This window comes from Nocardia sp. NPDC058518, from assembly GCF_042719655.1.
Classification (GTDB): domain Bacteria; phylum Actinomycetota; class Actinomycetes; order Mycobacteriales; family Mycobacteriaceae; genus Nocardia.
The window spans coordinates 223701-249602 of the sequence record NZ_JBHXNJ010000004.1 but is presented as its reverse complement, the minus strand read 5'-3'; the positions used below and the strand labels follow the sequence as shown (position 1 = coordinate 249602).

Below are 25902 nucleotides of genomic sequence, written 5' to 3'. Positions count from 1 at the left end.
GAACTCCCACCAGGGCCGATCAGCTCAACGTGCTCTTCGTTCGCAGCGCGCTGTACGCCGCGAACAATAGGACCGCGACGATGCCGAGCACCGTCAGGTGAATACCGCTGACGAACGCCTGATTCGCCGAGGACAGGAACTCCTGCGCCACCGCGGCGGGCAGCTCACCAGCCACCTCGACCGCGCCACTGAGTGAACCCGATGCCGCGGCCACCGCGTCATCGGGCAGCAGGGACAGGTCGAGGCCACGCCGGAAGATCGCCATCACGGTGCTCCCGAGCAGGGCGACGCCGAGCGCGAGACCCGTCTCGTAGGCGGTCTCCGAGATCGCCGCGGCCGCACCGGCACGTTCCTCCGGCGCCGATCCGACGACCAGGTCGGCGGCCACGGTCATGGCCACACCCGCGCCGAGGCCGATGCCGACGAAACCGAGCACGAATGCCTCGGCACCGGTCACCGCGTCGACCGCGAGAAAGGCCGCCGAGCCCATCGCCGTGATGATCAGCGCACCGGCCAGCACCATCGTCGCGCGCCAGCGCCGCACGAGCCAGGCCGCCGCCAGCGAGCCGAGCACGCTCGCCGCGAGTCCGGGCAGCATCAACAGACCCGCCTGCAAGGGCGTGCGCCCGAGAACCAGCTGTAGATACTGCGAGCCGAAGAACAGCACGCCTGCCAGTGCGAACACCGCGAGCAGATTGGTGAACACCGCGACCCGGAACCTCGGCAACTCGAACAGCCGCAGGTCGAGCATCGGATCGGGCAGGCGACGCTGCCTGCGCACGAACAACACGGCCGAGACCACACCGACCAGGCCGGTCAGCAGCGCGCCCACCGCCGGACCGTGCGCGGCGGTTTCCTTCACCGCGTAGACCACCGGGACCAGCGCCAGCATGGACAGCAGCGCGCTGAGCGCGTCGAACCGGCCGGGGTTCGGGTCACGTGATTCGGGGATGAGCAGCGGGGCCAGTGCCAGCAGCACCAGCATCACCGGCAGGTTCACCAGGAACACCGAGCCCCACCAGAAGTGTTCGAGCAGCCAGCCGCCGACCAGCGGACCGGCCGCGGCGCCACCACCGGCCATCGCACTCCACACACCGATCGCCACGGTGCGCTGACGCGCGTCCTGGAACATCGATCGGATCAGCCCCAGCGTGGCGGGCATCAGCGTGGCACCGGCCACGCCCTGCAAGACGCGTGCCGCGATCAGCATTTCCGGCGAAACCGCCCAGGCGGCCAGCGCCGAGGCTATGCCGAAACCGACGGCGCCGATGAGCAGCAGCCTGCGCCTGCCGATCCGGTCGCCGAGATTGCCCATCACCACCAGCAGGCCGGCGAGCACGAACGAGTACACGTCGATGATCCAGAGCAGCTGCGGGGTGCTCGGGGCGAGGTCGGCGCTGATCGCGGGCACGGCCAGGTCGAGCACGGTCGCGTCGACGGCGAGCAGCAGCAGGGCTAGGGCGAGTACGCCCAGGCCCGCCCACTCACGCGGGGTGGCGCGCGGCGGGCTGAGTGCGGTGGGGGTGTTCATCGGTCTCTCGACTTTCGGGTTTGGTAAACCGTCCAGCCGGTACAGTAGCAGAGAAACCGTCCAGACGGTACAGTGATTGCCGTGAGCCCCGGCACCCGCGATCGCATCCTCGACGCCCTGGAAACCCTGCTGCTCGAACGCGGCGCGGCCCAGATGACCCTCGACAACGTCGCCGCGGCGGCGGGCGTGTCCAAAGGCGGGCTGCTCTATCACTTCAAGAGCAAGGACGCCCTGCTCGTCGGGCTGGTCCACCGGCTGGGCGAGCGCGTGCGCACCCAGCTCGACGAAGCAAGGGCGAGCGGGACTTCGATCGCCGAGTGGTACCTGCAGACGCCCGACCCCACCGTGCCCGACGACGTCGTCGAGCTGGCCCTCTACCGCTCGCTACTGGCGACCATGCGCACCATCGACGCCTCGGCGAGCAGCGAACCCGACGAGGTGCAGCGCGCACTGGGCGCGGCGATGGCGGCCTGGTCGGACGACCTCGAGACGGAGGTACACGATCCCGTCCGCGCCGACACGATCCGCCTGGTCGGCGACGGGGTCTACCTGCGCGCCCTGCTCGGCCTGCCGCCGATCGAACCCGCGCGCTACCGCGCGGTCGTCGACCGGCTGCTGGAACACTGACGCCACATTTCAGTGGACGAGTGCACCGCCGAGCCATCGACGACACCCACCTGCTCGCCGGTCCGCGACGCTCGCCCGCGACACATTGAGTGGACGTTTGTACACCGAACATGCTGTGGACAACACCACGGCCCGCCGGCCGGTGCAGCGTCACAAAAACGGCTGCGACCAGTTGGTATAGCAACCTGACTCACAACGTGACCTGAGCGACTCTGTGGCCGATTCGGCTCTATCGGTTTACAGTTCGGATGTGATCAACCGCGAGGGACCTGCGGGCGCGGCAAGATCAGCGCCGTGGGGCTCACCGCTGCTCGGGCCGGTCGACGAGAAATCGACGATCCGCCGCGTTCGGGTGCAGTTGCTGCTCACCATTCCGCTGCTCATCGCGAACCTGATCGGCATCACGATGGTGGTGGTGCTGGCCGGCTTCGTCCTGCCGGGACCGACCGTGTTCACCCGCGAATTGCTGCTGGTCAACAGCGTATTCACGCCACTGTGCGCCGCACTCGCGCTGGCGGGCGGCGGCGTGTGGGGCACGGTGGCGGGCCTGCGGTCCATGGGCTGGGCCACCGACCCCGAGCACGTGCCGAACCCGGCCGAACAGCGGGTCACCGTGTCGGCGCCACGCTGGATGGTGCTGCAGCAGGCCGTGCTGTGGACGTTGACGTTGACCGTGCTCACCATCGTCTACGGCGTGCTCGAGCCCGCGCTGATCCCCAAGGTCATCCTCGCCATCGGCGCCGCGGCGATCGTCGTGTGCGCCAACAGCTATCTGATCATCGAATTCGCGCTGCGCCCGGTGACCGCGCGTGTGCTGGCCGCCGACCCGCAACGCCGCCGCGGCATCGGGGTGTTCGGCCGGACGATGCTGTCGTGGCTGGTCGGTGTCGGGGTGCCGGTGGCGCTGACCATGACGGTCGCGATCTGGGCGCTGGCCGACCCCGCGGTGAGCAAGGCCAGACTCGCGGTGTGCGTGCTCAGCCTCGGCGGCTCCGCGCTGGTGTTCGGGTTGATCCTGATGGCCCAGGTCGTCGCCGCGACGGTGGCCCCGATCAAGGGTGTCCGCCAAGCACTGCGCCGCGTCGAGAACGGTGACCTCGACGCCGAGATCACCCTCTACGACGGCACCGAGCTGGGCGAACTGCAAAGCGGTTTCAATCGGATGGCGCACGGGCTGCGTGAGCGGGCGATGATCGAGGACCTGTTCGGCAAGCACGTCGGCCACGATGTCGCGATGGCGGCGATCGCGTCCCAGCCGGTGCTCGGCGGCACCGAAACCGAGGCCGCTGCCCTGTTCATCGACATCATCGGCTCGACCACGATGGCGGCCACCCTGCCCGCGCCCGAGATCGTCGGCATCCTCAACCGGTTCTTCGACATCGTCGTCGACGAGGTGGAGCGCCACGGTGGGCTGCTCAACAAGTTCGAGGGCGACGCGGCGCTGGCCGTGTTCGGCACCCCGGCTCCCCTCGACGACCTGGCGGGTTCGGCGCTGTCGTGCGGCCGGGCGATCCAGCGTCGACTGCGCGATGCCTCCGATCTCGACGCGGGTATCGGTGTGGCGGCGGGGCGAGTGGTCGCGGGCAATGTGGGCACGCACAATCGGTACGAATTCACGGTGATCGGCGATGCGGTGAACGAGGCCGCCCGGCTGTGTGAGCTGTCCAAGCAGCACGACGAACGCTTGCTCACCTCGGCGACTACGGTTGCCGCGGCTGCCGACTCCGAATCCGCGCACTGGATTCTGGGCGAGAAGGTCACGCTGCGTGGGCGTTTGCAGCCGACGCATGTGGCGCTGCCGAGGCTGTCCGAGCCGGCTGACGGCACCGCGTCCGCGGGGCGCGGGTCCGCCGAGGTTCGGTAGGGACGCATCAGGTCGTACCGGGACCGGGCGACGCATCGACCGGGCGGTTCGGGTGGGAATGACTACACTCGGCGGCGTGCGTCCCGCCGTCGAAACGGTTGGCGCCGTCGGGGCGGGAGTCGATCCGGCGCCGGTGCCTGCGCCGGTGCCGCCGATGCCGCCTACGGTGCCGATCCGCCCCTTGCGTTTCCGCGAACTGCTCGATGAGCCGTTCGCCCTGATCCAGGCCCATCTCCGGGCTTTCGCGGTGCTCGGCGGCAGTGCGCTGGTGCTCGCGGTGCTCGTCGTGCTCGGGCTCACCGGCCTGGTCTCCCACCTCACCGACGGCTCCGACGCGGGCACGGCGTGGGCGGCGATCCTGGCGACCGCGGCGGCGGTGTGGCTGGTGCGCCTGGTCCTGCGCGGTGCGACCGTCGCCATCGCGCTCGCCGATTTCCACGGGGTGCGGTACGGCGTGCTCGACGGATTGCGGGCCGCGGCCCGGCGCGCGATGCCGCTGGTGATGGCACAGATCATGTTCACGCTCACCGGCATCGGGGTGCTGCTGCTTGGCAGCATTCTGGTGATCACCTATCCGCTCGCGCTGATCTGGCTCTCGCATGTGCGGTCACGCCGGTTCGTCGCCGAACCGGTGATCATCGCCGAGCACGCGGGTTTCGGTGTGGGCGTAGCCCGTTCGAAGGAACTCATGCACGGTGCCGTGTGGTCGACCGGGGGTCTGTGGCTCACCCAGCGGTGCATCTTCGCCGTACTCGCGGTGCCCGCGTTCGGTATTCCGTTCTTCCTCTCCGACTTCTCCGGCACCCACCGCTGGGCCGTCATCACACTGCTCGTCGGCGGATTTCTGCTGGTGGTGACGGTGAGCGAGATCGTCGAGGCGACCAGCCGCGTGCTCTGCTACATCAGCAGGCGGTGTGTCCGGGAAGGTATGGACATCAGAATCCCCGGTGATCGCCGGTGACCGACTCCCCCGATGGGGTCCCACCCCGGCCTCGCCTCGGTGCCGCCGCCGAGCACCGCGCCGCCGCCGAGAACGCCGCCGGCCGACGCGATTACGACCGCGCGCTGCGCGAACGCTTCCGCGCCGTCCTGCGCGGACTCGAACAGGACGGCAGCTTGCCGGTGCGCCGCTCGCGCACGGCGCAGGAGACCGCCGACGACGCGACCACCGCACTCCCGCTGGAGCAATCCACCGAATTGCATCCGGCGGCACGGAGTTTCGACGAAGTCGTCTACGGCGGTCGCGCGGCCACCGAGGACGAGTACCGCCGCCTCGAATACGCCGACCGGTACTCCCAATCAGCACCACCGCCCGTACCCGACCCGCTCGAGATCGAGGTCGTCGAACGCGAACCCAAGCAGCGCAGGAAACTTCCGCCGCTGCCCGGGATCTTGCGCAGCCCCCGCTTCTGGGCGACGCTCGCCGCCTGCCTCGCCATCGCGCTGCTGCTCTACGCCACCATGCAGTCGTGCGGCGCCCCCGATGCGCCCGACACCCCCGACCTACCCGACCCGCCGGATCCACCCGACCGCCCGCGCGACGACAGCGACCTCGATTTCGGCAGCGGCAAGGACTCGATCTTCACCCGCCTACCCGGCTGGCTGGCGTTCGGCGGCCTGCAATTCCTGCTCGCCTTCGCCGCGCTGATCTGGTGGCGCGCGCGCAGGCGTGGCGCACTGGTCGGCGAGCCGCGCCCGGTCGAAGTCGCCGCGAACGAGCTGCTCGCGGGCCAGGCGGGGCTGTACCGCCGCTCCGGCGACGTGGCACACGTGGCGCACATCTTGCGCGCCGCGACGCTGCGCCGGATCAAGCCGCGGCTGGGCGGCGAGCTCACCAACGATCAACTCGTCGACGCCGTGTCGAGCCGCCTCGGCGTCCCCGCGCAGCAGATCGGCACGGTCCTGTTCGGTGACGTGCCGGACGAGACAACCCTCAATTACATTGCCGCACACCTCGAATGGATCGAGACGGAGCTCGGATGACAAATATCTCCAAGGACGCTGTTCTGCTCGAGACGCCGAGCGCACAGGAAGCCGCGGCCGCACTGGCCGCGCTGCGCACCGAGATCGGCAAGGCGGTGGTCGGCAACGACCAGGCCGTGCTGTACCTGGTGCTGGCACTGCTGTGCCGCGGCCACGTACTGCTGGAAGGTGTTCCGGGCGTGGCGAAGACGCTGCTGGTGCGCGCGCTGGCCACCTCGCTGGCACTCGAGCACGCGCGCGTGCAGTTCACTCCCGACCTGATGCCGGGCGATGTCACCGGATCCCAGATCTACGACCCGCATTCGGCCGAGTTCACCTTCCGCAAGGGCCCGGTCTTCACCAATCTGCTGCTGGCCGACGAAATCAACCGCACCCCACCGAAAACCCAGTCCTCGCTGCTGGAATCGATGGAGGAGCGCCAGGTTTCGGTGGACGGTCAGCCGCGTCCGCTGCCCGATCCGTTCGTGGTGGTGGCCACCCAGAACCCGATCGAGCAGGAGGGCACCTATCCGCTGCCCGAGGCGCAGCTCGACCGGTTCCTGTTCAAGGTCGACATCCGGCTGCCCGAGCGCGACGACGAGTTCCGCATCCTGCAACGGCATGCGAGCGGCTTCGATCCGCGCGATCTCGGCGCCGCCGGACTGCGGCCGGTCGCCGGGCCCGAGCACATCGCGGCCGCGCGCGCCGCGGTGGGCGCGGTGGCGGTGAGCCCGGAGGTGCTGGCCTACATCGTCGATCTGTGCCGTGCCACCCGCTCCTCCCCCGCCGTCGCACACGGCGCGTCCACCCGCGGTGCGACCGCGCTGCTGGCCGCCGCCCGCGCCTTCGCTTGGCTCAACGGCCGCACCTACGTGACGCCCGATGACGTGAAAACGGTGGCGATGGCGGTACTGCGGCATCGACTGCAGTTGCGTCCGGAGGCCGAGCTGGACGGGGTGAGCACCGAGGGTGTGCTCTCGTCGCTGCTGGTCTCGGTGCCGGTTCCGGTCTAGCGACGTGGTGGTCACAGGCCGATTCGCGCTGCTCGCCACGATCGCGGCGGCGGTGGTGATGTTCGTGGTGCCGACCGGGGTCGGGGTGCTCGGCGCGTGTGCGGTGCTGGTGGCGCTGCTGCTCACCGATACCGCGTTGGCCGCGCGAGCGGATTCGCTGTCGCTGACCCGCGATCCGTTGACCGTGGTGCGGCTCGGTCGCGGCACCGAGGTGGAGCTGGTGGTCACCAATACCGGCACGGCCACCGTGCGCGGCATGCTGTGGGACGCCTGGCCCGACAGCGCGCGTGCCGAAATCCGCGAACAGCACCTGGATCTTGCCCCACACACCCGAATCCGTTTGCGCACCAATCTGACTCCCACCTATCGCGGTGATCGGGTCGCGGGCCCGGTGACGGTCCGGCTGCTCGGACCCCTGGGTCTGGCGGGACGGCAGAGCCGGGTCGATGTGCCTGCCAGGGTGCGCGCGCTGCCCGCGTTCCGCAGTGAGCGACTGCTGCGTTCGAAGGTGAAGCGGCTGCATCATCTCGAGGGCCGCAATGTCGCCAATACGCGCGGGCAGGGCACCGAGTTCGATTCGTTCCGCGAGTACGTGGCGGGCGATGACGTGCGCAGTATCGACTGGCGGGCCACCGCGCGCGCCAATGACGTGCTGGTGCGGACCTGGCGGCCCGAACGCAACCGGCACATGCTGATGGTCCTCGATACCGGGCGGGCCAGTGCGGGCCGGGTCGGCGAGGGGACCCGGCTCGACAGTGCGATCGAAGCGGCGCTGCTGCTCGGCGGGCTGGCCGCGGCCGCGGGCGATACGGTCGATCTGCTGGCCTACGACCGCAGAGTGCGCGCGGAAGTGAGTGGTGCGGGCGGCAATCAGCTGCCGCTGAAACTTATGCACACCCTTGCGGGGGTTACTCCACAGCTGGTGGACACCGACACCGACGGGCTGGTCCGCACCGTGATCTCGCGGGTTCGCAGGCGGGCGCTGATCGTGTGGTTCACCAGTCTCGACGGGCCGACCGTCACCGAGCACCTGTTGCCCGCGCTACCCACGCTCACGCGCCGTCACCGGGTGCTGATCGTCTCCGTCACCGATCCCGATATCGCCGCGGCGGCGGGTGATCGCTCGGCGGTCTACACCGCGGCCGCCGCCGAAACCGTGCTGGCCGAACGCGCTCTCGTGCAGGAATCACTGCGGCGGCGCGGGGTGGCCGTGGTGGCCGCGGCCCCCGATCACCTGCCCGAGGCGCTGGCCGACGAATACCTCGAACTCAAGCAGTCCGGCTCGCTGTGATCTGTGGGCATCGCGAATTGTGCACAACCGCACATGGTTGTGGATAACCGCAGTTTCCACCAGTACTCACAGGTCATCCACCGACTCGCCAACAGATTCATCCACAGGCTGGGTTGTGCACAGGTAGGTTCGCGCACAACCTGATTCGTGCACAGCTGATTCATCCACAGCCTGTGCATCTACCTCAGCGAAAGCTGCTGTCGCCGAGCGAGAATCGCGCCGAGCACGTGATACGGCGGGTAGCCGACAGGCACCGGGCAGCGCAGCGCCGCACACATGGCCTCGACGAGCTGAGTGCCCAGATAGTGCTGTGTGGGCGGCGTGAGCATCGGCAGCCTGGTCAGATACCGGCGGGCCGCCCCGGCCAGTTCGTCGGAGATCCCGCTCGGATCCAGCTGCGCCGACCAGCCTGTCAACCACGGCGGCGCGACGGCCAGCGACGGCATCGGCATGGTCTGACGGGTGTGCACAACTACCGTTCCGGCGAGCACGTCGCCCACCCGCTTGCCATCGCGCGAACACAGCGACGTGACAACGGCCACCGCGCCGAACGCGCCGAGCATCCAGAAATCCACAATCGCGCCCGCGAGGCCGCGGGTGAGCGCGTGCCGGAAGTCGATCGGCCCGGCGTCGGCCCGCACAACGCGCAAGCCGAACGCCAGCTTGCCCAGTGACCGCCCGCGCGAGACGGTTTCGCTGCACACCGGGTAGGCGATCAGCACGGTCACCACCGTGACGACCGCGGTCACCGAGAACCAGGCGGAATCGGCGTCGGTGGCCAGCAGCACGAGCATCATGATGTATTGCAGCGTCGCGGCGAGGGCGAGCTGGAGCATCAGGTCGAGCAGAAAAGCGCCCGCACGGCTGGGGATGCGCGCGATCGGTAGTTCGAGCGCTACCGCTTCGCCGGTGGTGAATTCAGCCATGTGGCTAGCATTCCCGATATGGACACCGATGCCTACAGCTGGGCGAATCAACGGTCGTGGTATCGGCTGGATCAGCTGGTTCGCCAGCGCAAGCTGTCCGGCGCGGAGGCCGATGAGCTGGTCCGGTTGTATCGGTCCACCTCGCAGCAGCTGGCGAGATTGCAGGCGCACCATCCGGATCCGGAACTCGTCGACCGGCTCAGCGCGCTGCTGGCGCGCGCACGCGGGCGGGTGCTCGCGGCGCGGTCGCAGCCGTGGCGCGAAGTCGGCCGGTTCTTCACCCGGCACTTTCCCTCGGCTGTGTACAGAGCCTGGCCGTGGTGGCTGGGGACAACCGCGGTCTTTCTCGCTGTCGCGGGCGTGATCGGCGTGCTTGTGGATCGTTCGGCTGCGGCCCGCGATGCGCTGGGGATACCAGAGGGCGACCTGTCAGATGTCACCGGACCTGGGGGTTCGTTCGAGTCGTACTACTCCGAGCACCCCAACGAGGCCTTCGCCGCGAAGGTGTGGACACACAATTCGCTGGTGTCGGCGATCGCGTTGTTCACCGGTGTACTGATCCTCCCGGCTGTGTACGCATTGTTCATGAACGCGCTGAATCTGGGGATAACCGGTGGATTGATGGCCGAGGCGGGGCGGCTGGATTCGTTCTTCGGCTTCATCCTGCCGCACGGCACCCTGGAGCTCACCGCGCTGTTCGTGGCCGGCGGGGTGGGGTTGAAGCTCGGGTGGACGCTGGTCGACCCGGGACGGCGCAGCAGGGCGGCCGCGATGGCCAGGCAGGGGCGTGCGACCGCGACGGTGGCGCTCGGGCTGGTGTGCGTGCTGCTGGTGTGTGGGCTGCTGGAGGGTTTCGTGACGCCGAGCCCGCTGCCCGCACCCGTGCGGATCGCGCTGGGGTTCACCGCCGAGGCGCTGTTCCTGTACTACGTCTTCGGGATCGGCAGGCGGGTGGCCGAGGAGCAGGACGCCGAGGCGGCGGGACCGGTTGTCTCGGCGGATCCGGCCGATCGGTGGCTGATGGCGCCGGCGAAGGTTCTCGACCGGGCGTGAGCTCGCATCTGCACGTACATCTGTGAGGCCGACAACTCCGAGCACACCGCGCCGGGGACAGCACCGGACAATCGGCAGCTACGGAAGGTTAAGAGACGGTGACGAACTCCCCCATTTGAGTTCCGCTGGCCGCAGCGAGTCGGGCTCGAACTGCGGCCAGCGTTACCGTCAACTGTACACAATCGTTATGCCCATGCAACCCCCAACGCGCAGGTCCGGGGTAGGAATTGCGAACCTGCAAAGGCCTGTGGACGCACTGTTTTTCACACCCGCAGCAAACTTCCGGCGCCCCCTTCATCGAGCAGTCGGCGGCACCGAGAATTCACCCCGGGCAAACCTTCGATTACGAGTCACGCATCCTCGATGGCACCCGCGCGCGAATTTCGGGCAAGGTTGCCCCCGATCACACTGAGCCCTCCGCATAGCTGTCACCTGGGGTTTCGGCAACGGAATTACGGTTGCCGACTACTTGAAACGGGAAAAGAGACTTCAAGTTTGTTAACTAGTCTGCAAACAAGACACACGCTCAGCAATCGCAGTGAAACACCGAATTCATCGGCTCTAACTGGACGGACGACTGGTTGCGAACGGTCCGCCGAACAGTCAGAAATCAGCAGAAGAACATCCGGAATACAAGGTTGCACTGGCAGTGTGACCTTCGCCTCACCTGCGGGGATCAGGAGTATCCGACCGCCTGTGCGGGCAAGTGAAACCCGGCGAACGGTCGGAGGGCGCGTCGATATCGCCAACGCTGAGATAAGTCGTCAGGCAGCTGAAACAGGCGCGAGGTCGGGTTTGCGCGGGCGAGGCGGCCTCAGCCGATTCGGACGACCCCCGAGATCGTTCCCTGCCACAGCGCGCCCCCGCGGGTGATGAGCGCGGCCATCTGCAGCGGGTCCTCGGCGACCGTGCCCGGCAGCGGAGTCGAGGCGCGTACGGCACCCGTCGCCGGGTCGATAACGACATAGTCGAATCCGTCGAGGGGGGTTGTCACATCGGGTCCGACACGGCGCAGAGTGTGGATGCCACCATCGGCGAGAGACAGCCGTGGGACGGCCGCGCTGCGTACCCGGCTGTCCCACACCGGGACACATCCCTCGGCGGTGAGGTCGACCCGGCTCAGACCGCCGCGAAACGGCGCGCTCGCGGGCACAGCCGGGCCCGCGCCCTCCGGAACGGTGGGATACGGATAGCCGTAGGTACTCGCGACGAAGACCGACGAACCGACCGCGATCGGCGAATTCTCGCTGCCGCCGACTGGAACCGGGACGGAGCAGACCTGCTCACCCGAACCGGAGCGCGCCACGATGAGCCGCACCTGGTCGTCGGCGTTGTCGACGATGGCGAGATATTCGTCGCCGCGCACCGGCCCGAAGTACGTCGGCGTCGAGCCGGTGCCCCAGCTGAGCTGACCCGGTTTCCGCGCGGAACCACGATCGTAGGCAGATCGCCAACGAATCTCGGGCTCACCGGCTTTCGCGTGCAACTCGTAGAGCGCATGCGTACTCGCCACGGCCACACCACCATTGGGCGCCGACGAAATGCTGTTGGCCACCAGTTCCCCCGACGGCAGCGCCACCGTCCCCACCCGCCCGTCCGGTCCGACGAACCCGACCACCCCGTGTCCGGTCGCGAACCAGACGTTGCCGGTCCAATCGGGGACGAGTCCGGTCACGTTGTCGCCCTGCGGAATCGAGCTGCTCAGATCCGCCTGCACGGCGGCGGTCAATCGCCACGCACCGTCGTCACCCCGAACATGAGCGACCCGCAGCAGCCGTCGCCCACCGTCGACGACCACCAGCCGATCCTCGTTGTCGAGGTAGGCATACACCCCGCCGAGCAAGCTCCCCTTGGTCAACGGCAACGAAGCGAGCGCCCCACCGATCGGCCCCGACGCACCCGAGTCGAACAGGAACACCGTCGGCGTCTGCCCCGCGATGGCGGTGCACAACCCGACCACCAACCCGTCCGCGCCTTCGAGCAGCGTCGGGCATGCCGCCCCGAGCGGATACACCGTGACACCGGCCCCGGCGGCAGGCCCGGCCAGCGGAGTCACATCCGAGGACCCCGCGTCCCCGTGCATGGTCGCCGTCCCGAGCGGACCGAGGTAGGGATTAGCCGCCAGCGGACCGGTCACCGGCGGCTGGTCCGCCGACGCCGAACCCGACCAGGCACCCGCCGAGACGAGGACCAAGGCGGCGGCGCGGGCGATGAAGCGGCGGCGGGTTGCAGACGGCACGGTCTGTATAGAACCCCAATTCGAGGCCGGGCAAAAGCATTCGGATCATCTTGCGGCACCGGCGGCGATCCGATGCCGCCTACGATGGCGGCATGACCGGGGTCAAAGATCGCTTGCTCACGACAATCGCCGGGCAGCTCGGCAATCCGCACGGTGTGCTCGGTAAGGGCGTGGCATTCGTGCTCAATCGCGGGAACAAGCGTGCCATCGCGGCTGCCGTCGACGCCGCGGCGCCGCCCGCAGGGGCGACGGTCGCCGATATCGGCTTCGGTGGTGGGGTCGGCCTCGAGTTGTTGCTGGCCCGCGTCGGTGCCGACGGTGTGGTGCACGGCATCGAGCCGTCCCCCGACATGCTCGCCCGCGCCCGTGGCCGTTTCGCCATGGAGGTCGCCGAGGGCCGCCTGGCGCTCGCCGACGGCACTCTCACCGCGCTCCCGCTGCCCGACGCGAGCGTGCACGCGGCGATCACCGTCAACACCATCTACTTCCTCGACGACCTCCCGGCCGCCTGCACCGAACTCGCCCGCGTGCTTCGCCCCGGCGGCAGCGCGGTGATCGGCATCGGCGACCCCGAAGCCATGTCCACCATGCCGTTCACGCCCTATGGATTCACTTTGCGTCCGGTCGCCGATGTGGTGGCGGCGCTGAGCTCCGCAGGACTGACCGTGGAGCAGCGCACCCTGGCCAACCCGCCGATTCCGCACCACCAGCTGATCGCCCGCAAGGCCTGACCAGACTCTTGACCGACCGGTCGGTCATGGCTACCGTCGGTACATGAGCACACCGATCACCGTCACCACACGATATGGCGAGGTGGTCGTGCACCTGAGCGGCCGCTCGCCCGCTGACGCGCCGGGACTGCTTCTGCTGCACGCGAATCCGGGTGACCATCGCGACTTCGATCAGATCGTCCCCAGGCTGGGCGAGACGTGGGCCCTCGCCGCGATCGACTGGCCGGGCTACGGCGCGTCCACGGTCGTCGACCCGGACGCGATCACCGTCGACGCGCTCGGTGACGTCGCCGTGCAAGTGTCGAAGACGCTGGCGCAGCGCGGTTTCGGTTCACTCACGGTGATCGGCAACAGTGTCGGCGGCTACGCGGCAGTCCGGTTGGCCGAGCGCGCTCCGGATCTGGTGCGCGGGCTGGTGCTGGTGCAGTCGGCCGGGTTCGCACCGCGGAACCTGTTGACCAGAGCCATGTTCCACCTCATCTCCCGCCCCTCGGTAGCCCGGCGGTTCGTCGTTGCGAACGCGAGGCTGTATCTGGGTTCGCTGCGAAACGATGGTGTTCGTCCCCTCTTCGAGCGGGCCCGCGAGATACCCGGCGATCCGGTCCGGCTCGCTGTGTACCGCCGTCTCTGGCTGAGCCTGGACGACCCGCGCGTCGACCTACCCGCCGCATCCCCGCTGCTCCCCGACCTGCCCGTCCAGGTGGTCTGGGGCCGCAACGACCCGACCAATCCCTGGCTGGTGAACCGGCGCGGCATCGCCCGCGCCCTGCCCGAGTCGCCGGTCGCCCTGCTGGCGACCCGGCACGAACCGTTCGCCGAGGCCCCCGACCTATTCCTCGACGCCGTGCGCGAGTTTCTCACCACCTGCGCCGGGGTGCGGCAATGAGATCCGCCGAGCCAGGGCGCCGCGCCCTGTTGAACGCGGGCAGGCAGCTACTGGCCACCGAGAACCTGAGCAAGCTCTCGGTCAATGCCATCGCGGCCGAGGCCAAGATGGCCAAGGGCAGCTTCTACCAGCACTGGCCGAGCCGGGAGTCCTACATACTCGCCCTCCACCGTGCCTTCCACGACGATCTCGACGACCGGGTCAGCACGGCGACCGCCGACCTGCCCCCCGGCGAAGAACGCCTCGCGACCGGGATCACCGCCTACCTCGACGGCTGCCTGGCCGCCCCGGCGACAAAGGGCCTATTAGTACAAGCCAGAACCGACGCCGGCCTGGCCACCGAGGTGGGCGCCCGCAACACCGCCGCCGCCACCCTGCTCACCACCGACCTCACGGCAATGGGCTGGTCGGACCCGGCACCCGTCGCCGTCCTGTTGGTAGCTGCCATAGCCGAAACCGCTCTACTCGAGCTGGACGCACAATCCCCCCGACCGGATCTGCGCGCAGCTCTGCTCCGCATTGCTCGGACTTGACCCCGAAAACGACTGAAGGCCCGATCCAGAAGGATCGAGCCTTTAGTCTGTGTGGGCGAAGGGGGACTTGAACCCCCACGTCCTTACGGACACTGGCACCTGAAGCCAGCGCGTCTGCCATTCCGCCACTCGCCCGAGCGACTGGAAAAATCTAACATGCCCCGCGGGCGAAAATAAAATCGATTCCCTGACCTGCGGCGATGCCGTAGAAACCAGCGTGGGAACCGGGGGGCGCCGCCGGGAGTTACCCAGGTAGAGGATCGTGGATATCATGCAAGGAACGTGGTCGGGTCCGGACACGCCGTAACCACGTGTCGAGGCGGGCGAACACGCGCACCGAAGGGAGGGCTGTGATGGGCATCGTGTCGAGATTCGAACGTCGCTTGCAGGGCGCTGTCGGTGACGTGTTCGCGAGAGTGTTCGGCGGCAGTGTGGTTCCCCAAGAGGTGGAGGCCGCGCTGCAGCGCGAAGCCGCAGATCAGATCCAGGATCTGGAGGGCGGGCATCGACTCGCGCCGAACAGTTACGTGATCACGATCAACGAAACCGATCACGGCAAGCTCGACGCCGATCACGACCTGACGACCAAAGCGTTCGCCAAACATCTGCAGGATTACATCCGGGAGCAGGGCTGGCAGACCTACGGCGAAGTACACGTGGCGTTCGAGGCATCACCTACGCTGCACACCGGAATGTTCAGAGCGAGCGGCCGCGTCGACCCCGACGCCGGTCGCGGGACGGCCCCACCTCGCACCGGACCGCCACAACGACCCGCACACCCGCAACCAGGAGCTGGCCCCATGACGCATAACTCAGGCTACGAGCCAAGCCGAGAGCCCGCGGAGTCCGATCCACGCAACCGCGGGTACGCACCGCCGCCCGCCGGCGCGCCAGGGGCTCCCTACCCGGCTGACGATTACGGCCGCGGTGGCGGCTACGGCGCGCCCGAGGCGCAGCCCGGATACAACGACGCCTACGGCCAGCAGGGTGGCGATTACCAGAACGGCTACGACCCCGCCGCGCCCGCGCAGCAGGGCTACGGTCAGCAGGGTGGCTACGGCGCCCAGCCCGCGTACGGCGAGCCCGGTTACGACCAGCAGGGCGGGTACGGCCAGCAGGCCTACAGCCAGCAGGGTGGCTACGGCGCGCAGGGCGGCCAGCCCGGTTACGCCGAGCCCGGTTACGACCAGCAGGGTGGCTACGGCCAGCAGGGCTACGCCGAACCGCAGCAGCAGGGCTACGGCCAGCAGGCCGGTTACGGCCAGCAGGGCTACGCCGAGCCGGGCTACGACCAGCAGGGTGGCTACGGCCAGCAGGGCTACGCCGAACCGCAGCAGCAGGGCTACGGCCAGCAGGGTTACGGCGCGCAGCCCGGTTACGCCGAGCCCGCCTACGGCCAGGAGGAGCAGGGCGGCTACGCCCAGCCCGCCGCCGGTTACGGCCAGCAGGGCTACGGCCAGCAGCAGGGCGCGGGCTACGCCGCCGCCCAGTCGAGCTACTCGGCCACGCTCCAGCTAGACGACGGCAGCGGCCGCACCTACGCGCTGCGCGAGGGTTCCAACATCATCGGCCGCGGCCAGGACGCCCACTTCCGGCTGCCCGACACGGGTGTGTCGCGTCGCCATATCGAGGTGCGCTGGGACGGCCAGACGGCCATGCTCTCCGACCTGGGTTCCACCAACGGAACCCTGGTCAACGGTTCACCCGTGCAGGATTGGCAGCTCGCCGATGGCGACGTCATCCGGGCCGGACATTCCGAGATCCTGATCCGGATCGTCTGATCCCGTAAGCTGCGCGGTGCACGTCACGAGTCGACGCTGTCGGCTCTATGATGCTGCCATTACACGCACGGTCCCGACCTCGGGGCCCGCAAGCCAGCACGCTGGTGGGGGTGGTTCGCCCCGCACCTGCCGTACCGACGTACCCGGGCGAACAGGAGGTGGAACGCCGTGCAGGGATTGATCCTGCAATTGACCCGCGCGGGGTTCCTGCTGCTGCTCTGGTTGTTCGTCTGGGCCGTTCTGCGGACCTTGCGCAGCGATATCTACGCGGCATCCGGCATACGGATACAGCCGAGGGCAACTCGCGGTAGTCGCGGGTCCATCGGTCTGCCCTCCTTCAGCCGAAGCCAGAAGGGCGCCAAGTATCTAGTGGTGACTCACGGTTCACTCGCCGGCACTCGAATCACCCTCGGCACGCAACCGGTCCTCATCGGACGCGCCGACGATTCCACGCTGGTACTCACCGACGACTACGCCTCGACCAGGCACGCGCGACTGTCTCAGCGTGGTGACGACTGGTACGTGGAAGACCTCGGTTCCACCAATGGCACATATCTCGACCGCGCGAAAGTCACCACCGCCGTCCGTGTTCCGCTCGGCACTCCGGTGCGAGTCGGCAAAACAGTGATCGAGCTGCGATCGTGACACTTGTTCTGCGCTACACAGCGCGAAGCGACCGCGGACTCGTCCGGGGCAACAACGAAGATTCGGTCTACGCGGGCGCACGCTTGTTAGCGCTGGCCGACGGCATGGGTGGGCACGCCGCCGGAGAAGTGGCCTCCCAGTTGATGATCGCCGCCCTGGCGCATCTCGACGACGACGAGCCCGGCGACGACATCCTCGGAAAGCTCGACCACGCCACGCATTCCGGCAACGCCGCCATCGCCGACCACGTCGAGGCCGAACCCGAACTCGACGGCATGGGCACCACGCTCACCGCCATCCTGTTCGCGGGCCGCAAGCTCGGCCTTGTCCATATCGGCGACTCGCGGGCCTACCTGCTGCGCGACGGCGAACTCGCTCAGATCACCCGCGACGACACGTTCGTGCAGTCACTGGTCGACGAGGGCCGGATCACCGCCGAGCAGGCGCACACCCACCCGCAGCGTTCGCTGATCATGCGTGCCCTCACCGGCAACGAGATCGAGCCGACGCTGATCATGCGCGAAGCCCGCGCCGGTGATCGTTATCTGCTGTGCTCCGACGGACTCTCGGACGTGGTGAGCGACGAGACCATCGGCAACACCATGCGCGAGGGCAATACCGACGAGTGCGCCGACCGGCTCATCGAGCTGGCGCTGCGCAGCGGTGGTCCCGACAATGTGACCGTCGTCGTCGCCGATGTGATCGACCTCGACTACGGCCAGAGCCACCCGATCCTCGCGGGCGCCGCCTCCACCGAGGAGGAGGAAGACTCCCCGCCGCCGAACACCGCGGCAGGGCGCGCCGCCGCCATGCGTCCGCCGCGCGCGCAACCGCGCAGGGCCGCCGCGGCACCGCCGCCGCCGGAGACGAAGTCGCACAAGCTGCGCTGGCTGCTGTTGTCGCTGGCCTTGATCGCGGCGGTCGCCATCGGACTCGTGGTGGGCTACAAGATGATTCGCAGCAACTACTACGTGGGCGCCGACAACGACAAGGTGGTCGTGATGCGCGGCCTGCCCGGTTCGATCCTCGGCTACTCGATCCACGATGTGGAGCTGCAGGGCTGCGTGAACAGCAAGAGCGAGCTCACTCTCGTCGAGGTGGGCAAGTCCGCGCCGAGTGGTTGCAAGACGCTGATGGTCAGTGACCTGAAGCAGACCGGGCGCGACCAGGTGCAGAAGGGCCTGCCGCCGGATTCGCTGGACAAGGCGCGCGGCAGCATGAAGGTGCTGGCGCAGAACGAGCTCCTGCCGCCGTGCCCGAAAAAGGAATCGGTGCCACAGCCCGGCGTGCTGCCGCCCGAGCAGTCCCCGGTGATCCCCGGTGGCGCGCCGACTCCCGGCCCTGACCAGCCCGCGACACCGACCACGACCACCCCGGCACCGACCACAACGACCGTCCCCCCGACAACCCCGCAGATCTCAGGGGAGAACTGCCGGGTGACGGACTGATGTCCGCACCGCCACCGCCGTCGGCTGGGGCGTTCCCCAGTCCCCCTGGTGGATTCGCGCCGGCGCCGCCGCCGTCGACGCGACGCAACCAGGAGTTGCTGCTGCTGGCGGGTGCGGCGGGCATCACGACGGTGTCGTTGTTCATCGTCGAGGCGAGCCAGGAACAGTCGATCACCACCGACATCGCCAAGTACGGGGTGGCGTTCCTCGCGCTGTTCGGAATCGCCCATCTCGCGGTGCGCCGGTTCGCGCCGTTCGCCGACCCGCTCCTACTACCGATTGTGGCGCTGCTCAACGGTTTGGGGCTGGTGCTGATCCACCGGCTCGATCTCGCGGACGCGCAGAAAGCGGCGTACGACTCCACGCCGATCCCCTCCCCCGACGCCAACCAGCAGATCATGTGGACCGGCCTGGGCATCGTGGTGTTCATCACCCTGCTCATCGTCTTGCGGGACTACCGCACGCTGGCGCGCTACACCTACACCCTAGGCCTGGTCGGCCTGGTCGCGCTGGCGATTCCGGCACTGTTGCCGAGCCGGTTCTCCGAAGTCAACGGCGCCAAGATCTGGATCCGGCTGCCCGGATTCAGTGTGCAGCCAGGTGAATTCGCGAAGATCCTGCTGATCGTGTTCTTCGCGGGCGTGCTGGTGGCCAAGCGTGATCTGTTCACCGCGGCGGGCAAGCACTTCCTCGGAATGGAGTTCCCGCGGCCGCGCGATATGGGCCCGGTCCTGATCGTGTGGGTCGTCTGCATCGGCGTGCTCGTGCTCGAAAAGGATCTCGGCACTTCGCTGCTCATCTTCGGCACGGTGCTGGTGATGATCTACATCGCCACCGAACGGGTGGGCTGGCTGATCATCGGCGGCGGGCTGCTCGCGCTCGGATTCGTGTTCGCCTACCAGCTGTTCGGGCATGTGCGCGTGCGCGTCGACACCTGGCTGCACCCGTTCGACGACTACCACAACACCGGTTACCAGATCTCGCAGTCGATGTTCGGCTTCGCCACCGGCGGGCTCGCGGGTACCGGCCTCGGCAGTGGCAGGCCACAGCAGGTGCCCTTCGCCAAGACCGATTTCATCGTCACCACCATCGGTGAGGAACTCGGCCTGATCGGGCTCACCGCGGTGCTGATGCTGTTCCTGATCTTCATTGTCCGCGGGCTGCGCACCGCGCTGGCCGTGCGTGACAGCTTCGGCAAGTTGCTCGCGGCGGGCCTTTCCTTCACCATCGCGATCCAGATCTTCGTGGTCGTCGGCGGTGTCACCAAGCTGATTCCACTCACCGGTCTGACCACGCCGTTCATCTCCTATGGCGGTTCTTCGCTGCTGGCGAACTACGCGCTGCTCGGGCTGTTGATGAAGATCTCCGATGCGGCCCGCGCACCGGCACCGACCCGTAAGCGCGCGCCCGCCCCGATCGCCGACGCCGCAACGGAACTGGTCCGCAGGCCGGAAAGCAGGGTGAGCGAATGAACACGCCTCTGCGTCGCGTCGCCGTCGCCGTCATGGTGATGGTGGTGGCGTTGCTCGTGAACGCGACCTACCTGCAGGTGGTCAAGGCCGACGATCTGCGCAGCGATCCGCGCAACTCGCGGGTGCTGCTCGACGAGTACTCGCGCCAGCGCGGTCAGATCTCCGCGGGCGGCACCGTGCTCGCCGGCTCCGTCGCCACCGACGACCGGTACAAGTACCTGCGCCAATACCCGTCCGACCCATCGGCCTACGCGCCGGTCACCGGCTTCTACTCGATGCAGTACGGCAAGACCGGGCTCGAGCTGGCCGAGGATCCGCTGCTGTCGGGCAATGACTCGAGCCTGTTCGGCCGGCGGCTCATCGACATGTTCTCCGGGCGCGATCCGCGCGGCGCGAACGTGCTCACCACGCTGAATCCGATGATGCAGCAGGTCGCCTACGAGCAGATGACGTCGAAGGGCTACACCGGCGCCGTCGTGGCGATCGAGCCGAGCACCGGCAAGATCTTGACCATGGTCTCCACGCCGAGCTACGACCCCAACGAGCTGTCGGGCCACGACGGCGCGGCGGGGCGGGCGGCCTGGGAGCGGTTGAGCACCGACCCGAGTCAGCCGATGCTCAACCGCGCTGTCTCGCAGACCTATCCGCCGGGATCGACGTTCAAGACCATCGTCACCGCGGCCGCGCTGTCCAACGGCGTCGCCGGTCCGAACGACCAGTTCACCGCGGCACCCAACATCACCCTGCCCGGGACGAGCACCACGCTGGAGAACTACAACGGCAGCACCTGCGGCGACCAGCCGACCGCCAGCCTCTACGAAGCGTTCCGGCGTTCGTGCAATACCGCGTTCGTCGAACTCGGCGTGAAGGTCGGCGCGGCCAAGCTCAAGGACGAGGCCGCCGCGTTCGGCATCGGAGTCGAGGATCCGCCCGGTGTGCCGATCCCGGTCGCTGAATCGACCGTTGGCCCGATCCCGGACAACGCCGCGCTCGGCCAGTCGAGCATCGGTCAGCGCGATGTGTCGATGACACCGCTCAATGTCGCGGTGATCGCCGCGACCATCGCCAACGGCGGCACCAGGATGCAGCCCTATCTGGTCGATCAGACCCAAGCGCCCGATCTGTCGGAGCTCAGCAAGACCAAACCGGTCAGCATCGGGCAGGCGGTGAGCCCCCAGGTAGCGTCGACCCTGACGGATCTGATGGTCGCCTCGGAGGCCAACACCGCGGGCGGCGGGCGGTCGCGGTACCAGATCGCGTCCAAGACCGGAACCGCCGAACACGGCAGTAATCCCCGTAACACCCCGCCACACGCCTGGTATATGGCCTTCGCGCCCGCGCAGAACCCGAAGATCGCCATCGCGGTGATCGTCGAGAACGGCGGCGATCGGGCGCTGGCGGCCACCGGAGGTTCGGTAGCCGCGCCGATCGCCAGGTCGGTACTGGACGCGGGCCTGGCAGGGGGCTGAACGAAATGAGTGTGCGAGTGACAACACGGGGGCCCCGATGCTGAACAACGGCGCCATGATCGCCGACCGCTACCGCCTGCAGCGGCTCATCGCCACGGGCGGTATGGGTCAGGTGTGGGAGGCGATGGACACTCGGCTCGATCGCCGAGTGGCCGTCAAGGTCCTCAAGACCGAGTTCTCCGCCGACCCGACCTTCCGCGCGCGATTCCGGGTCGAGGCGCGCACCACCGCGCAGCTCAACGCGCCCGGGATCGCAGGCATCTACGACTACGGCGAGACCACCGACCCGTCGGGCGGCGAGACCGCGTACCTGGTGATGGAGCTCGTGCAGGGCGAACCGCTCAACGCGGTGCTCAACCGGATGGGCAGACTCTCGGTCATCCAGGGTCTGGACATGCTCGAGCAGACCGGGCGCGCCCTCGAGGTCGCGCACGCGGCGGGCGTGGTGCACCGTGACGTGAAACCGGGCAACATCCTGGTGACGCCGACCGGTCAGGTGAAGATCACCGACTTCGGCATCGCCAAGGCGGTCGATGCCTCGCCGGTGACCAAGACCGGCATGGTGATGGGCACCGCCCAGTACATCGCGCCCGAACAGGCCGTCGGCGAGGACGCCACCGCGGCCTCCGACGTGTACTCCCTCGGCATCGTCGGCTACGAAGCACTGGCCGGAGTCCGCCCGTTCACCGGCGAGGGCGCGATCACCGTCGCCATGAAGCACGTGCGCGACGCGCCGCCGCCGATGCCCGACGACCTGCCCGCCAACGTGCACGAGCTGATCGCCATCACGATGGCCAAGGACCCGCTGCAGCGCTACAGCAGCGGCGGCGAGTTCGCCGACGCCGTCGCCGCGGTGCGCGCCGGACACATGCCGCCGATCCCCGGTGGCGCCACCGGTCCGTCGATGACCGGTGCCACCCGGGTACTTCCGCCCGGCCCGACCGTGGCGATTCCCGCCGCCGCGGCCGCGGCGGACTACGACGGCGCCACCATGCGCTTCGGCCATCAGCCGGGCGGTCCGCCGACCGGTGGCTACAGCGGTCCGGCCACCCAGGCCTCCGCGCCCGCGCCGGTGCCTGCGAGCAACGCGAAGAACAACCAGAAGTGGCTGATCGCGCTCGGCGTCGGTGCGCTGCTGCTCGGTGGCGGTGTGCTGTGGTTGCTGTTCGGCGGTGAACCGAACCGGCAGTCGCCGACCACGACCACCACCGTGCAGACCACCAAGCCGCTGCCGCCGCCGGTGACCACCACCAGGCCCGTGCCGCCGCCGGTCGTCACCACCGAGGAACCGACTACCACGGAACCGCCGCGCCCGACGACCACCACCGAGGCGCCGACCACCACGACCGAGCCGCCGACCACCACGGTGCCGCCGACCACCACGACCAAACCCAAGCCGACCACCACGACCAAGACGACCAAGCCGGAGCCGACCACCACGGCGCCGGCCGGTGGCACCACCACCGTCGGCCGCCCCCGGCTGCCCACCTTCGACCTGCCGTTCCCCGATAGCGACACGGCCGTAGGCCCGAACATAGGACAACGATGACGACCCCGAAGAATCTCTCCTCGCGGTATGAGCTGGGCGAGATCATCGGGTTCGGCGGCATGTCGGAGGTGCACCGCGCCCGCGACGTTCGCCTGTCCCGCGACGTGGCGATCAAGGTGCTGCGGGCCGATCTGGCCCGCGATCCCACGTTCTACCTGCGGTTCAAGCGCGAAGCCCAGAACGCGGCCGCGCTGAACCACCCGGCGATCGTTGCCGTGTACGACACCGGCGAGGCCACCGTCGACGGCGGGCCGCTGCCCTACATCGTCATGGAGTACGTCGAGGGCGACACCCTGCGCGACATCGTGCGCGGCAAGGGACCACTCGCGCCGCGCAAGGCGATGGAAGTCGTGGCCGACGTGTGCGCCGCGCTCGATTTCAGCCACAAGGCCGGGATCGTGCACCGCGACATGAAGCCGGCCAACATCATGATCAACCGCGCCGGTGCGGTGAAGGTGATGGACTTCGGCATCGCGCGGGCGATCGCCGACAGCGCCAACCCGATGACCCAGACCGCCGCGGTGATCGGCACCGCCCAATACCTCTCACCCGAGCAGGCCCGCGGCGAGACCGTCGACGCGCGTTCGGATGTGTATTCGGTCGGCTGTGTGCTGTTCGAAATCCTCACCGCGCGACCGCCGTTCACCGGTGACTCGCCGATCGCGGTCGCTTACCAGCACGTCAAAGAGGATCCGCCGCTGCCGTCGTCGGTCAACCCCGGCGTGCCGCGCGAACTCGACTCGGTGATCCTCAAGGCGATGACCAAGAACCCGGCCAACCGGTACCAGACGGCCGCGGAGATGCGGGCCGATCTGATCCGGGTGCTCGGCGGGCAGAAGCCGAGCGCGCCGATGGTGATGAACGACGAAGACCGCACCGATTACGACGACGAGCCGGGCCCGCGGACCTTTCACGACCGCGGCGACGACACCTCCGAGCACCCCGCCGTCGGGCCGCCCGGCGAGGAACGCAACCGCACCGGGCTGATCGCGCTCGGTGTCGCGGCCGCGCTCGCCGTCGCGTTCGGACTGTTCTGGGTGCTGGTCGGGCCGGGAAGCCGGGCCGACCAGGTCGCCGTTCCCGACCTGTCCGGCAAGCCCGCCCAGCAGGCACAGACCGAACTGCAGCAGGCCGGTTTCCATGTGGCCAGGCAGGAGAAGCCCGACGGCAAGGTGGCGCCGGGCAATGTGATCGCGACCCAGCCGCTCGGTGGTTCTCGCATCGACGAGGGCAGCACCGTGACGTTGCAGGTCTCGACCGGGCCGACGCAGGTGCAGTTGCCGCGGCTGATCGGGCTGAGCCAGGCCGACGCCGAGCAGAAACTGAATTCGCTGGGTTTGCAGCTGGATCCGAATGTGGTGCGCAAGGCGTCGAGTACGGCCGAGACCGACAAGGTGATCGAGCAGGAGCCGAGCGCGGGCGTGCGGGTCGACATCGACCGGCCGATCATCGTGACCATCGGCGGCGGGCCTGAGCAGGTCCGGGTGCCGACCGTGGTCGGCCAGGACATCTCCGTCGCCCAGCCGAATCTGGTCGAATCCGCGAAGTTCAAGGTCGAGATCCAGGAAGTGAAGTCGTCGCAGCCGAAGGGGCAGGTGCTCGCCACCAACCCGGCAGGCGGCAGCAACGCGGAGAAGGGCTCGACCATCACGGTCCAGGTCTCCGCCGGTGACCGGATCACCGTCCCCGATCTCACCGGGCTCACGCCGGTGCAGGCCCAGGAAAAGCTGCGCAGCGACGGGTGGACCGGGCAGCTCAGCCAGACCACGGTGATCACCCTCGACGGCAATGCCTCTGGCAAGGTCGTCGGTCAGAGTCCGGCGGCCGGTTCGTCGGTGACGATCAGCGGCAATATCGTTTTGCATGTAGGAGCGTCGCCGATTCCGCGTTGAGGTCTCGATTGGATGGCGAACCCGCCCGGCGCGTCTGCGCGGGCGCAGAATGAGGCTGCTTTCCCATCCAGCGTTGCTGACGAGGAGGTATAGCCCTTATGACGACAGCCAGGGACATTATGAAGCCCGGTGCGCAGTGGATCACCCGCGGAGACTCCGTGGCGACCGCGGCGACGGCGATGGCCGATCTCGGAGTCGGATCGATCGTCGTCGCCGATGACGACGAGCGCATGTGCGGCATCATCACCGACCGCGACATCGTGGTGAAGTGCGTCGCGCTCGGTCTGTCCCCTGATATGACAACAGCCGCGGAACTCTGTGAGTCGACCCCGCGGTGGGTCAGCGCGGACGCCGATGTGGAAGACGTGCTCGACCAGATGGAGTCGCACCGGGTGAAGCGCATGCCGGTGATCGAGAACAAGCGCCTGGTCGGCATGATCAGCGAGGCCGATCTGGCTCGGCATCTCGACGACAATCAGCTCGGCGAGTTCGTGACCGCCATCTACGGGCGGCCGTGAGCTAGCTCAGATCCAGGTGGCTGTTCATCGACATCGCTGCTGCGGCGAGGTCGGTGAGCTCCACCACGCGCACGCCATGGGTGCGGAGTTTGTCCACACCCTCGCAGGCGGCGACGAACAGACTCGGCTCACGCCAGGCGATGACCACCGTGGGAATGCCCGCGGCCAGAATGCGATCGGTGCACGGCAGCCGGGTCGCGGTGGCGCGGGTGGAGCACGGCTCGAGGGTGCTGTAGATCGTTGCCCCGGTCAGGCGGGGGTCGTCGGGGTCGAGTTTGTTCAGCGCCGCCTCTTCGGCGTGCACATTCGCATCGGTTTCGCGGGAGAAGCCGGTCGCGATCTCCACACCGTCGGCGACGATGACCGCGCCGACCGAATAGGCCGTCTCGCTGGGGGGACAGTTCCTGGCGAGCTCTATCGCCCTGTGCATGAACCGGTGGTCGATGTCGTCGTGGCTCATGTCGTGTCCCCT

At 68.3% G+C, this 25902-nt stretch carries 22 protein-coding genes and 1 tRNA gene; 18 read left to right on the top strand and 5 right to left on the bottom strand.

All coding sequences use genetic code 11. From position 1 onward, the window contains the following. Positions 1 to 19 precede the first annotated feature (19 nt). Positions 20 to 1531, bottom strand: a complete 1512-nt coding sequence (locus ACFWPX_RS10175) for an MFS transporter (RefSeq protein WP_378927116.1) — start codon at positions 1529 to 1531, stop codon at positions 20 to 22. 81 nt (positions 1532 to 1612) lie between these two features. On the opposite strand from ACFWPX_RS10175, the gene ACFWPX_RS10170 reads away from it, so the two are divergent. From ACFWPX_RS10170 to ACFWPX_RS10145, 6 genes are all read left to right on the top strand, one after another. Next, a complete protein-coding gene (locus ACFWPX_RS10170; RefSeq protein WP_378915004.1) occupies positions 1613 to 2158 on the top strand; it encodes a TetR/AcrR family transcriptional regulator in 546 nt (181 codons plus the stop codon). 250 nt (positions 2159 to 2408) lie between these two features. Next, positions 2409 to 4022, top strand: a complete 1614-nt coding sequence (locus tag ACFWPX_RS10165) for an adenylate/guanylate cyclase domain-containing protein (RefSeq protein ID WP_378927115.1) — start codon at positions 2409 to 2411, stop codon at positions 4020 to 4022. A gap of 58 nt (positions 4023 to 4080) precedes the next feature. Continuing rightward, the gene (locus ACFWPX_RS10160; RefSeq protein WP_378927114.1) at positions 4081 to 4983 is read left to right on the top strand and encodes a hypothetical protein; all 903 of its coding nucleotides are present in this window, start codon (positions 4081 to 4083) and stop codon (positions 4981 to 4983) included. Beyond that, positions 4980 to 6005, top strand: coding sequence for a DUF4129 domain-containing protein (locus ACFWPX_RS10155; protein WP_378915010.1), 1026 nt, complete (start codon positions 4980 to 4982; stop codon positions 6003 to 6005). The genes ACFWPX_RS10160 and ACFWPX_RS10155 overlap by 4 nt, the downstream gene beginning before the upstream one ends. Continuing rightward, a complete protein-coding gene (locus tag ACFWPX_RS10150) occupies positions 6002 to 6997 on the top strand; it encodes an AAA family ATPase (RefSeq protein ID WP_378915012.1) in 996 nt (331 codons plus the stop codon). The genes ACFWPX_RS10155 and ACFWPX_RS10150 overlap by 4 nt, the downstream gene beginning before the upstream one ends. A 4-nt stretch (positions 6998 to 7001) precedes the next feature. Then, entirely contained in the window at positions 7002 to 8288 is a 1287-nt protein-coding gene (locus ACFWPX_RS10145; protein WP_378927113.1) for a DUF58 domain-containing protein, read from the top strand. A gap of 179 nt (positions 8289 to 8467) precedes the next feature. Here ACFWPX_RS10145 and ACFWPX_RS10140 read toward each other — a convergent pair whose 3' ends face one another. Further along, complete coding sequence (locus ACFWPX_RS10140; protein WP_378927112.1) at positions 8468 to 9214, bottom strand: RDD family protein; 747 nt, start codon at positions 9212 to 9214, stop codon at positions 8468 to 8470. A gap of 18 nt (positions 9215 to 9232) precedes the next feature. On the opposite strand from ACFWPX_RS10140, the gene ACFWPX_RS10135 reads away from it, so the two are divergent. Then, positions 9233 to 10267 (top strand): stage II sporulation protein M, encoded by a 1035-nt coding sequence (locus ACFWPX_RS10135; RefSeq protein WP_378927111.1) that lies wholly within the window; start codon positions 9233 to 9235, stop codon positions 10265 to 10267. Between the two features lie 814 nt (positions 10268 to 11081). Here ACFWPX_RS10135 and ACFWPX_RS10130 read toward each other — a convergent pair. Then, complete coding sequence (locus ACFWPX_RS10130) at positions 11082 to 12515, bottom strand: hypothetical protein (protein ID WP_378927223.1); 1434 nt, start codon at positions 12513 to 12515, stop codon at positions 11082 to 11084. Between the two features lie 83 nt (positions 12516 to 12598). Between ACFWPX_RS10130 and ACFWPX_RS10125 the strand changes: the two genes are divergently transcribed. From ACFWPX_RS10125 to ACFWPX_RS10115, 3 genes are read left to right on the top strand one after another with little or no spacing between them, the layout of a single operon-like run. Further along, on the top strand, positions 12599 to 13237 hold the full coding sequence (locus ACFWPX_RS10125; RefSeq protein ID WP_378927110.1) for a class I SAM-dependent methyltransferase: 639 nt from the start codon (positions 12599 to 12601) through the stop codon (positions 13235 to 13237). 43 nt (positions 13238 to 13280) lie between these two features. Then, positions 13281 to 14123 carry an alpha/beta fold hydrolase gene (locus ACFWPX_RS10120; RefSeq protein WP_378927108.1) on the top strand — a complete coding sequence of 281 codons (843 nt, stop codon included), beginning with the start codon at positions 13281 to 13283 and terminating at the stop codon, positions 14121 to 14123. Beyond that, complete coding sequence (locus tag ACFWPX_RS10115) at positions 14120 to 14656, top strand: TetR/AcrR family transcriptional regulator (protein WP_378927107.1); 537 nt, start codon at positions 14120 to 14122, stop codon at positions 14654 to 14656. Before ACFWPX_RS10120 ends, ACFWPX_RS10115 begins: the two co-directional genes overlap by 4 nt. A 52-nt stretch (positions 14657 to 14708) precedes the next feature. On the opposite strand, the gene ACFWPX_RS10110 is transcribed toward ACFWPX_RS10115, so the two are convergent. After that, a tRNA-Leu gene (locus ACFWPX_RS10110) sits at positions 14709 to 14791 on the bottom strand. Between the two features lie 218 nt (positions 14792 to 15009). Between ACFWPX_RS10110 and ACFWPX_RS10105 the strand changes: the two genes are divergently transcribed. The 8 genes from ACFWPX_RS10105 to ACFWPX_RS10070 all read left to right on the top strand — a co-directional run bounded on the left by ACFWPX_RS10105 (position 15010) and on the right by ACFWPX_RS10070 (position 25430). Further along, entirely contained in the window at positions 15010 to 16437 is a 1428-nt protein-coding gene (locus ACFWPX_RS10105) for an FhaA domain-containing protein (protein ID WP_378915025.1), read from the top strand. Positions 16438 to 16605: 168 nt separating this feature from the next. Beyond that, a complete protein-coding gene (locus ACFWPX_RS10100; RefSeq protein WP_266294852.1) occupies positions 16606 to 17082 on the top strand; it encodes an FHA domain-containing protein in 477 nt (158 codons plus the stop codon). After that, positions 17079 to 18530, top strand: coding sequence for a PP2C family protein-serine/threonine phosphatase (locus tag ACFWPX_RS10095; protein WP_378915027.1), 1452 nt, complete (start codon positions 17079 to 17081; stop codon positions 18528 to 18530). The genes ACFWPX_RS10100 and ACFWPX_RS10095 overlap by 4 nt, the downstream gene beginning before the upstream one ends. Next, positions 18530 to 20002, top strand: a complete 1473-nt coding sequence (locus ACFWPX_RS10090; protein WP_378927106.1) for an FtsW/RodA/SpoVE family cell cycle protein — start codon at positions 18530 to 18532, stop codon at positions 20000 to 20002. Before ACFWPX_RS10095 ends, ACFWPX_RS10090 begins: the two co-directional genes overlap by 1 nt. After that, positions 19999 to 21471, top strand: a complete 1473-nt coding sequence (locus ACFWPX_RS10085; RefSeq protein WP_378915031.1) for a peptidoglycan D,D-transpeptidase FtsI family protein — start codon at positions 19999 to 20001, stop codon at positions 21469 to 21471. Before ACFWPX_RS10090 ends, ACFWPX_RS10085 begins: the two co-directional genes overlap by 4 nt. Before the next feature lie 37 nt (positions 21472 to 21508). Beyond that, positions 21509 to 23020 carry a protein kinase gene (locus tag ACFWPX_RS10080; protein WP_378927105.1) on the top strand — a complete coding sequence of 504 codons (1512 nt, stop codon included), beginning with the start codon at positions 21509 to 21511 and terminating at the stop codon, positions 23018 to 23020. Beyond that, a complete protein-coding gene (gene pknB, locus ACFWPX_RS10075; protein ID WP_378927104.1) occupies positions 23017 to 24912 on the top strand; it encodes a Stk1 family PASTA domain-containing Ser/Thr kinase in 1896 nt (631 codons plus the stop codon). The genes ACFWPX_RS10080 and pknB overlap by 4 nt, the downstream gene beginning before the upstream one ends. Before the next feature lie 98 nt (positions 24913 to 25010). Continuing rightward, entirely contained in the window at positions 25011 to 25430 is a 420-nt protein-coding gene (locus ACFWPX_RS10070; protein ID WP_378927103.1) for a CBS domain-containing protein, read from the top strand. Between the two features lies 1 nt (position 25431). On the opposite strand, the gene ACFWPX_RS10065 is transcribed toward ACFWPX_RS10070, so the two are convergent. Next, a complete protein-coding gene (locus tag ACFWPX_RS10065) occupies positions 25432 to 25890 on the bottom strand; it encodes a deaminase (RefSeq protein WP_378927102.1) in 459 nt (152 codons plus the stop codon). Positions 25891 to 25902 lie beyond the last annotated feature (12 nt).

Coding starts and splice junctions, on each gene's coding strand:
- ACFWPX_RS10175 (WP_378927116.1), bottom strand. CDS start 1,531: ATGAACACCCCCACCGCACTCAGCCCGCCGCGCGCCACCCCGCGTGAG.
- ACFWPX_RS10160 (WP_378927114.1), top strand. CDS start 4,081: ATGACTACACTCGGCGGCGTGCGTCCCGCCGTCGAAACGGTTGGCGCC.
- ACFWPX_RS10150 (WP_378915012.1), top strand. CDS start 6,002: ATGACAAATATCTCCAAGGACGCTGTTCTGCTCGAGACGCCGAGCGCA.
- ACFWPX_RS10140 (WP_378927112.1), bottom strand. CDS start 9,214: ATGGCTGAATTCACCACCGGCGAAGCGGTAGCGCTCGAACTACCGATC.
- ACFWPX_RS10135 (WP_378927111.1), top strand. CDS start 9,233: ATGGACACCGATGCCTACAGCTGGGCGAATCAACGGTCGTGGTATCGG.
- ACFWPX_RS10125 (WP_378927110.1), top strand. CDS start 12,599: ATGACCGGGGTCAAAGATCGCTTGCTCACGACAATCGCCGGGCAGCTC.
- ACFWPX_RS10120 (WP_378927108.1), top strand. CDS start 13,281: ATGAGCACACCGATCACCGTCACCACACGATATGGCGAGGTGGTCGTG.
- ACFWPX_RS10115 (WP_378927107.1), top strand. CDS start 14,120: ATGAGATCCGCCGAGCCAGGGCGCCGCGCCCTGTTGAACGCGGGCAGG.
- ACFWPX_RS10105 (WP_378915025.1), top strand. CDS start 15,010: ATGGGCATCGTGTCGAGATTCGAACGTCGCTTGCAGGGCGCTGTCGGT.
- ACFWPX_RS10090 (WP_378927106.1), top strand. CDS start 18,530: ATGTCCGCACCGCCACCGCCGTCGGCTGGGGCGTTCCCCAGTCCCCCT.
- ACFWPX_RS10085 (WP_378915031.1), top strand. CDS start 19,999: ATGAACACGCCTCTGCGTCGCGTCGCCGTCGCCGTCATGGTGATGGTG.
- ACFWPX_RS10080 (WP_378927105.1), top strand. CDS start 21,509: ATGCTGAACAACGGCGCCATGATCGCCGACCGCTACCGCCTGCAGCGG.
- pknB (WP_378927104.1), top strand. CDS start 23,017: ATGACGACCCCGAAGAATCTCTCCTCGCGGTATGAGCTGGGCGAGATC.
- ACFWPX_RS10070 (WP_378927103.1), top strand. CDS start 25,011: ATGACGACAGCCAGGGACATTATGAAGCCCGGTGCGCAGTGGATCACC.
- ACFWPX_RS10065 (WP_378927102.1), bottom strand. CDS start 25,890: ATGAGCCACGACGACATCGACCACCGGTTCATGCACAGGGCGATAGAG.